Below are 9,586 nucleotides of genomic sequence, written 5' to 3' on the forward strand. Positions count from 1 at the left end.
CCCGGAGAAAGTTAAATGGCTGGAACTATTAACGCTGGCAGCATTTTCTACGAAGTTGATATGGATACTTCGCGCTTACTGGCAGCTCGCCGGGAAGTTGATGCTGCACTGAACGGGTTAAGCGGAAACATGGGCCGTCTTGAAGCCAGCGTTAACCGCACTGAGCGCTCTATTGGCTCTATGGAGCGGACAATGTCCAGCCTTTCTGGCGTTGCCAAAGGTTTACTGGCTGCGCTTTCTGTGCAGCAAGTTGCCAGTTACGCCGACGCCTGGACGGAGTTGAATAACAAAGTCGCTAACTCAGTACGTACGGGGGAGACGCAGGCGGATGTCATGCAGCGGATCTTTGATGTTTCGCAGGCAACCCAGTCATCTCTGAACGGTACGGCGACTCTTTACGCCCGACTTGAGCGCGGAACCAGAACATACAACACCAGCGCAGAAGATTTAACCCGCCTGACCACCATTATTAACCAAGGGTTTGCGGTTTCAGGTGCAACTGCTCAGGAAGCAGAAAACGCGATCATTCAGCTATCACAGGGTATTGCTTCCGGCGTTCTGCGCGGCGAAGAGTTTAACTCAGTGTCTGAGCAAGGCAGCCGCCTCATGGTCGCTTTGGCTGATTCGATGGGGGTTTCTATTGGTCAGTTAAGGGCTATGGCCGCTCAAGGGCAACTGACAACAGACGTTGTAGTTAAAGGCCTCCTGTCTCAAGGGGATGCAATAGGTAAAGAATTTGCCAACACCACCGTGTCGATCGCTAAGGGATTGCAGGTTGCTGGCAATAACGTAACTAAGTTCTTTGGCGAAAATTCCACTGTTAAGTCATTTGCTGCTGGGTTCCGAGATTCTGTTATTTCTGTAAGTGAAAATCTTGAGGTACTGAGCGGAGCTCTTATCATTGTTGCTGGAATCATGGGGAGTCGATATGTTGGCGCAATAACAATGGCTACCGCCGCAAAAGTCCAAGACACAGCTGCATCTATAGCCCAGAGCAAGGCTTCTGCCGTTGCAGCCAAAGATACAGAAATTGAGGCAGCCGCTAAATTGCGTCTTGCTGAAGTTGAAAAGGCCGCGACAATTACCGCATTGAACCTTTCTGAGGGACGTCTTGCGACGCTAAGAGCCACTAAGGCCTCGGTGGCGTCTGAGGTTCAATTAGCGGAGGCTCAGGCCGCTCAAATACGCACCCAGATTGCGCAAATTGAGTCTGAGAAAATGCTCGAAGCTCAAAGACTGAAAGCACAAATAACAGATCAGGGGCGTATCGCGACAGCCACTCGAATGGCTCAGCTACAACAAGCATCAACGGTGCTGAATCAAAGATTGGCATCCGCTGAAACCGCAACAGCTCAAGCAAGAGCTTCAGCCATAGCTCAGGCGGAAGCCCAAGTCAGCGCTTCAAGATTGGCTGCTGCGGATGCGACGGCTGCGGCGACTGCTGCTAATGGAAGATATATCGCCTCACAGGAGGCGTCGGTTGTAGCATCAAGGGCGGCATCTGTAGCTGGAGGGTTGCTGAAGGGGGCATTGGGATTAATTGGCGGCCCAGCAGGTGCGGCGATGTTAGCTGCGGCTGCAATTTTCTACTTTTGGCAGAAAGCCCAGCAGGCAAGAGAGGAAGCCCTTCGTTTTGCTGATAGTCTGGATCGCGTTAACTCCTCAATGAAGGCAATGAACAACACCCAGTTAAGGGGAACAATTGCCGACGCTAACGAATCAATAAGGGCTCAAAAGGATGAGTTATCTGAACTTCAGGCTGAGGTGGATGCACTTAATGCGCGCTATCGTAGCTTTACCCCTGAAGCGAAAGCTGTAGCTGAGTCGATGGGGCAGGGGGCTGATTTCACGCGCCAACAGGCAGAGGTTTCAGATCAACTGGCTAAGAAATCCCGCGATCTTGCCAATATTCAGGAAAAACTGGTAAGAACTCAGGACACTGCATCAGAAGCGAGCCGCACCCTTACAAACAACATGCTCACATCAATGGGTGTGCATGATGAGCTTATTCAAAAGGGCTGGTCCCTTGAGCAGGCCCAGAACGCAGTTGCGAAGGCTTTCGGAAACACTGCTGACGAAATAAACCGAGCAAACCAGGCTGGACAAAATTTCAATCCCAAAGCGCTGCAGGTTTCTCCTCCTACGGCAGACGGCGACAAGGTAATTCTGAATCTTGAGGAGCAGAATGAGCTTCTTAAAATTCAGGATGAACGCCAAAGAGCAGTAACAAAAGCCAAGATGCAGGCGGCAAAGGTTACAGATAACCCAAATCAGATATCTAAAGCTGGAGATCTGGCGGGTGAAAACTATGACCTGCAAAAAGCGGAGGAGGCTCGACAGGAAGCTCAACGAAAGGGAGAGCAGCAGGATAAGCGATCTGCAACCTCGGCGGAGTCAGTAGCGCAGAAACTGACTAACCTGAAGCAGCAATCGGAGTTAGCAGCAGGCTCTACGCAGGAACTTAGCCGCGAGCAGACAATCCTCAATGCCCAGCTTTCGCTCGGGAAAGGTGCCACGCAGGAGCAAATAACTCTTGCTGGGAAATATGCTGCTGAAAAATGGGATACGGCCAATGCGATAAAGGCCCAGGCTGCAGCTGAGAAGCTTCTCCCTGAGGCGCGGGAGAACGCAAGCTACAAGCAGGACGTTCTAGATCTGAATACCGCGCTCGCGGCCAAGAAAATTAGCCAAGAGCAGTATAACGAAACTTCTGAACGTTTAGAGGCTGCACATAAGGCCAATCTCGCAAAAATTCGCGCGCAACAGGCTGTAACTCCGCAACAGCAGGCCGCCGGTGATGTAGATCCGGTGCAGAATCTGGCTAACCAGCACGCCCAGGAACTGGCGCTTATCCAGCAATTTGAGCAGCAAGGCGTTATAGCTCATAACCAGGCTCTGCTGCTGAAAAATGCGGCCGACATGCAGTATGAAAAAGCAAGGACTGATGCTCAGTGGGCATTGTTCACTCAGCAAAGCGTGGGCTATGAGGCACTGGGCGCCGCGGTAGATGCGTTTGGTAGTCAGGCTTCCAATGCATTAACTGGCATCATTACCGGCAGTATGTCGGCCTCTGATGCTCTTCAGTCAATCGGAAACACGATCCTGAACGACGTCATCAATACGTTCGTGCAAATGGGTATCCAGCAGGCAAAATCCGCGATTATGGGGGCAACCGCTCAGAATGCTGCAATCGCCACCACGACTGCGGCGCAGGTCGGTTCCTTGGCCACAACGACGGCAGCAAGCACAGCATCAGCTGCAACTACCACGGCTGCATGGACTCCGGCCGCCCTGGTTGCATCCATCGGATCCTTCGGTGGTGCGGCAGTGATTGGCCTAGGTGCGCTGATTGCCGCACTGGCGGTTGGTTCGTCCCTTGCTGGTAAGCGTAAAAACGGCGGTCCTGTGTCGGCGGGTTCAACGTACCAGGTAGGTGAGGGCGGAATGCCTGAAATCTACAAGGCCAGTAATGGCAGCCAGTACATGATCCCTGGCGATAACGGTTCTGTCATCAGCAATAAGGATTTGCGCGGTTCTGGCGGCGGCGGGGCGCTGCAGGTGACCAATAACGTCTACAACTACGCCAGCGGCGTGCAGGTTGACACTCGCAGCACTCAGAACGGTAGCGAGTTGCTGATTGAAACGTTTGTTACTGATCTGCAGAACGGTGGGCCCATGTCCGGACAGATGGAATCGACCTTTGGCCTCCGCCGGCAAGCATCAGGCGACTACTAAACCAACCCGCTCCAGTGGGTTTTTTAATGCCCGGAGGAAACGTGGCAACAGTTTCATACCCGGATATGCTGCCGCTTCCTCAGCGCGCAGACCAGAACATGACGCAGGATACGGCGTGGCAGACGACACAGCCGGCGGTCGGTCCCGTCATCTTCACGCCATTAACCACCGACCTTAAATCGACCTGGTCTCTGCAGTGGAAATTCACGCTGCAGCAGGCCGAGCGGTTTAAATCGTGGCTCCGATCACCGACGTACTGCGACCGTGGCCGTAACTGGTTCCAGATGCGTATTGATCTCGGCGATATGCAGGGAGTTCAGCTGCAGACCCTGCATTTCATCAGCATGCCGGTACAGACCAGTAAAAACGGCAATATCGTCATCTGGACCGCCAGCGTCATTTGCAATGGTATAGAGGACATCACCGAGGACTACGACGACTGGATCGTCGAGGCGCCAGAGAACTACGGCTACTGGCTGGATTATCTGGTCACTGCCGTTATGGCGAGGGCTGATTAATGCCGACTTTACGAGAGTGGAAAGAGCGCCGGCCGGCGAGCGATATCAAGCAGACCGTCGAGTTTTATCACCCGGCGTTCGGTTATTACCGTGTCGTGAATAAGCTGTTTCGAGAGGCGACGTTTGGCGGAAATGTTTACCAGCCGGCGGCTTTCGACATCACCGAGCCCACGCAGAACGGATCGGCGATCATCTCGATGGCGATTACGTTCCTGCAGGGCGCCGAGGACGTCAGGAACACTCTGAAGAACTGGACAGGCGCCGGGCGCATGACGCCCATAACCTGCAAATATCAGCAGTGGAATGCGATCGGCGACGCTACGCCGATGAAGACCTGGTCATTGTTTGTGCGTGACGTCGGCGCCGACGGTAGCAACGTCACGGTTAACTCAGGCAAGACCAACCCGCTGACGCTGGCCAACCCCATCATTTACACCACGAAAGACTACCCTGGGCTGATTACGGTATGACACAGAGCGAATTTATCGGACTCGTTAATGGCAAGCCCTGGGCTAACCGCGCCTGCACGTTCGACGAACTGGATTGCTGGGGCCTCGTGGTTTTGTATTACCGGCACGTTCTGGGGCTGGAGCTCCACCACGTCGCCGGCTACGAGTCTGGCTCAGATTTCATCACCTGCTACGAAGAAGAACTCGAACACTGGCGCCGGGTTCCGGTGCCGGTATCCGGCTGCTTAGCGGTGTTCTATTACGGCGATGCACCGGCGCACGTCGGCGTAATGATTAATCCAGGGAAATGCCTGCATTCCCGCGGCGAGTTTGGCTTCGTGCGTACGGACAGCGCCGTCATCCTTCAGAAAATCTATAACAAAGTGGAGTATCTGGTGCATGGTTCGATATGAGCTCCAGCGCCTACCGGGCGCACCTAAGCAACGCGGAACGGAAGATCCTGGCACTCAACTGATCGCCTTGCTCGACAAGCTGAAGCTGCATAACAACGTCGTGGTGAAGCTCAACGGCCGCAAACTGGATGATGATTTTGACCTGTCCTATCCGCTGCGTGCTGGCGATGCTGTTTCAGTATTTGACCAGCCAGAGGGTGGCGGCCTGATTAAAACGCTGCTCAACCCGATTGAGCACCTCAATCCGATCCGATTCACTAAAAAAGTTTTGGCAGGGATAACCGGCCAGCAGAACGCTTCTTCACCTTCCATCTCAACCGGCGAATCACCAAACAACGACGCAACAGGGCAAACCAACCGGGCGCGGCTCTACAAGGGGCGTCCGAATATTTACGGCCAGTGCCGCGTCTTTCCAGACCTGATTCAGCAGGCGCTGTTTGAGTTTATCGACAACAACAAATTTATCACCGAGTGGTTTGAGGTCGGCTATGGGAAATACACAACTTCCTCTGTTCGCTACTCAGAATCGAACCTCGGCAGCCTGGCCGGCGCCAGCTACCAGACGTTCAACCCTGGCGCCACTATCGGCACTATTGAGGTCGGATATCAGTTCGATGACGTGGATAATGAAGAAGTTCCAGGCTTGAATGAAAGCGACGATTTCCCGGCGCAAACTGCGACTACAGGCTCGCCAAATGTGATGGTTATCGAGAGCAACCAACTTAAGGCGACGGTACTCTCTAACGACGATAATTTCTCATATTTTGCCGCTCTTGCCGTTCCACACCCCGTGACGTTTGTTATTAACGCTACATGGAATGCCAGCGGCGGAACGGTTACCAGGAATGTTACTGGTAGCGGCAATATCGTCTTTTCTGAGAGCTTCATTGGCACCGACACCGTGTCATACACCACGTTTTATCTCGGAGATATGACCGGTGAAATCACCACGCTGCCGGCTGATGCAACAATTAACCTGACACTGTTCACTCTCAACGACCAGACCCCGCTGGTGATTGGTCCGTCAGTTTCTCCGCTTGAGTCCACTCAGGTATGGGTACACGTGATGGTGCAGCTCGGCGCAACCGACGGCACAACGCGTTACAGGATTAAATTCTGGAAGGTCGACAGCAATAACAATCAGGTGCCAGGAACGGCTGAGCAGTATGATTACTTTTTTGATAACAACTATAAGATCTCGACCAAATATTATCGTACCTCTCATAAGTTTACGCCGGCGGCGGGTGTTGGCCGTTACGCTGTGACGATTGAGCGCCTGGATAATAGCAATGACGGTAACGTTGTGACGCTGATGGCGATCCACGCGGTGAACGTGCGCGAAAATGTGGTCTACCCTGACGACACTATCGCCAAAGTCACCATTAAGGGGCCGAACAACAGCAACAGCAACCGCGAGCAGAAATACAACATGCTCGCACAGCGCCACACCATCACCTACGACCGCACCACTGGCTTGATTGACTACACGCTACGCCCAAGCCGCTCGTTTGCCGACGCCGCACTGCATGAATGGATAGTCATCGGCAGGCAGGACGCTTCGAGCATCGATATCGCTACGCTGTACGCGATCGCTGATTCAATAACTGTTCCCGAGCTCGGCTACTTCGATTACACCTTCTCGGATGAAAAGCTCTCCCTCGGTGAGCGTATCAAAACCATCTGCAATGTGGCCCGCGTCGATGGGAACAACATCGGCGATGTGCTGACGTTCTGGCGCGATGAGAAAGTGGCGAATCCGGACGCGGTTTTCGCGCGCTCAAACATGTTCTGGGACGAGTATAAAGTTTCCTGGCAGATGTCACTGCCCGGCGGCTACGACGGCGTTACGGTAGATTATGTTGATCCGCTCACCAATAAGAAGGCCTATATCTACCTGCAGATTGACCAAAGCGGCATCGTTGAAGTAGAAGACGCGACCATCAACGCGTTGCAGATCAGCCTGGACGGCTGTCGCAATAAAACGCAGGCGGAAGATAGGGCGTGGCTTGAGGCGCGCCGCATTATGCTTTCGCGTGTCGGAATGACGGTGAAAGTGCTGGAATCGACGCAGGTTATCCGCGGTGCGGTGGTGCAGTGCCCGGACATGTACGACAACAAGCAGCAGAATGGCTATATCACCGCCCGTAACGGAGATGTGTTCAGCACCTCTGAGCGCATCGATTTTACTCTCGGCGATATGTGGGTGGTGATGACGGATAGTCTCGGTAATTACCGCGGCCGCTGGCGCGCATACCCCGTAACCGACAAGCCTAAGGCTTTTCAGGCTGCAGCTGATGCGTTCGACCTGAACATTTACGATCGGACGACGGTGCAGAACGCCAGTCGCTACTTCATAGCAACCAGCACAGAACTTAACTCCACCATCTGGCGCGTCGAAACAGCCAAACCCAATGGTGACGACACCCAGACATTAACCCTCTCTGAATATTCAGACCTGATTTATCCGTAACGCACAGCAGTAATAATTAACCTTCGCGCACACCATCAGATTAATTTCTGAGGGTTTCGTGCGCCATTTATAGGGCGACAAGCACATGGCAGAATTACCAACGCCGACGCAAAAGACAGTACCGAGTGATGATATTCGTGACCATGTTTATGCGGGCGGAATGCTGGATAAGGTCGTAACCAGCACTGATTTAACCTACACGGATCGCCTTGGAGGTGAGCATTACACCGTCGACGGGATTAAGGCGGAAGGGGATAAGGTCGTCGAGGAGACGCGCCAGAACCTGATTCCGCTCAGTCGGCAGTATATGACGCTGGCCGCCGCTCAGGCTGATATCGCGAATATACCTGTTGGTTCGACCACGTACTACCGCAGTCCGGACGATACCGCGTTGGCTATTGAGGTCATCAACAACGGCGGTACGCTGGAGGCGACAGGGCGGAAGATGCCTTCGCAGAATTCAGTTGAACAGGTCCTGACGGCTGCCGGTCAGGTTGCCACTGCGTCTGCTGTTCGTGATAACCAGTTACACGGAATGAGTATGCCTGACCGCCGTACTCTGGCCGCTGATTTTACTCAGCAGCTATCTGCCTGGTCTGTAGGTGGATCGGTTCCCCTCAATAACAGCGGCTCATTTTCTGAGCGCACCCTGTTGCGGCTAACGTCATTCTCTACAGCGTTTTCTACTGCTGCCTGTATCCTGACGATTACAGGTGCAGGCAGGACACTGTTCAGTCAGGGATTCTTTAACGGGGAAACGCTTTCCGACGGCGTGCTGACAACGCCGTACTTCGATGTGGCGATGCGCCAGTTCATTGTTGACAGCGTTTCGGCTGGCACCAATACCTGGGTGCTGAAGGGAACGATTAAGCTCCCCCAGGCGTTTTCAGCCACAGAGGCGCGTGTACTGCGTGACCGTCAAAATCGTATCACCATTGGTCTTGCCTCATCATCGTATACCTACACAACTGATACGCTGGCGTTTGATGCTGCTAACGAGATTTTGTATATCGCAGTTGCGAAAAGCAGAATAACAGCAGCGGGTTACGAGGACAGCATTAGCGGGGCTACTGCATATTTCTGGGATACCTACGGCGGTTTGATGCTGAGCCAGCAATCCACGGAAACGCAGACACTGCCGGAGTACACCCTCTTTTTCTCCGAGGCGGGCACAGTGACCGTTGCAACGGATCAGGTCTGCAGCGCAATAATCACTGCCACCAAAAAGCTGGTGATAGACACCGGAGAGCAAAGAGCAAAAGCTAACGCCGTCACGATTCAGGATAATCAGCAGGGTAGCGCAGCGGATCAACTGCGGTCGCTGTCTGCTGAGTTACCGGAGTTCAGTAACGATCTGGGTGTGGTAGGGAGTTTCGCCTCTGCGGTAGCCTACAGCGCCACCTTTAACGGTCCCTCGATTTTCAGACTGAGCAGATTGTCTCTGGCGACGAATAACCGGCGTATGGTGCTGTCTATCACGGACAGTCTGGGTACGGTGGAGAAACTGACGCTGCTGGAGGGGGAATCCATTTCCGGCGCAACTATTTCATCGCCGTACGTGGATTTTATCTTCGCACCGCGCATAATCAATTCGGTGGCGATCAACACCACCACGGGACGGACCCTGATGTATATTCCGGTGACATTACCGGGGTCTCTGCCATCAGATACGACGCGTATTATTCGTGACAGGAAAGGCGTATACGAAGCTTATTTACCGACTACCATCGCGGGTGGGACTTCCGCGGGGATCACTTATGATGCCTCGTCAGGAAGCCTGATGCTGGCGGTACTGAATTCGGCAGTGACGGCCGCCGGATATGAACTAACTACTGCCGGGGTTATTAAGTATGTTGTCAGTGAGTTAACTGGCAAGGTTTTTAGCCAAATCTCATCGACAACGGTCACGCAGGTTTTCTGTAATCTGTTTAAGCTGGCTCCGGGCGCGGTGACGGTGACAACGGACGGGAATGCTGCGACGGATAAAGTGGTAACCCTGAC

The 9,586-nt window shown here is 53.4% G+C and carries 5 protein-coding genes and 1 pseudogene; all 6 read left to right on the forward strand.

What is annotated here, in order from left to right; genetic code table 11:
* Nucleotides 1-15: 15 nt before the first annotated feature.
* The gene (locus ABLU87_RS25740; protein WP_348866072.1) at nt 16-3,735 is read left to right on the forward strand and encodes a tape measure protein; all 3,720 of its coding nucleotides are present in this window, start codon (nt 16-18) and stop codon (nt 3,733-3,735) included.
* A 41-nt stretch (nt 3,736-3,776) separates the two neighbouring features.
* Entirely contained in the window at nt 3,777-4,253 is a 477-nt protein-coding gene (locus ABLU87_RS25745; RefSeq protein WP_224373632.1) for a hypothetical protein, read from the forward strand.
* A complete protein-coding gene (locus ABLU87_RS25750) occupies nt 4,253-4,723 on the forward strand; it encodes a hypothetical protein (protein WP_224373631.1) in 471 nt (156 codons plus the stop codon). Before ABLU87_RS25745 ends, ABLU87_RS25750 begins: the two co-directional genes overlap by 1 nt.
* The gene (locus ABLU87_RS25755; RefSeq protein WP_224373630.1) at nt 4,720-5,115 is read left to right on the forward strand and encodes an NlpC/P60 family protein; all 396 of its coding nucleotides are present in this window, start codon (nt 4,720-4,722) and stop codon (nt 5,113-5,115) included. The genes ABLU87_RS25750 and ABLU87_RS25755 overlap by 4 nt, the downstream gene beginning before the upstream one ends.
* Entirely contained in the window at nt 5,102-7,585 is a 2,484-nt protein-coding gene (locus ABLU87_RS25760; protein WP_348866073.1) for a host specificity factor TipJ family phage tail protein, read from the forward strand. The genes ABLU87_RS25755 and ABLU87_RS25760 overlap by 14 nt, the downstream gene beginning before the upstream one ends.
* 160 nt (nt 7,586-7,745) lie before the next feature.
* A pseudogene (locus ABLU87_RS25765) lies at nt 7,746-9,586 on the forward strand (hypothetical protein); the annotation flags it as partial.

The sequence above is a fragment of the Klebsiella sp. CB_Kp196 genome, assembly GCF_040061575.1.
Taxonomy (GTDB): domain Bacteria; phylum Pseudomonadota; class Gammaproteobacteria; order Enterobacterales; family Enterobacteriaceae; genus Klebsiella; species Klebsiella michiganensis.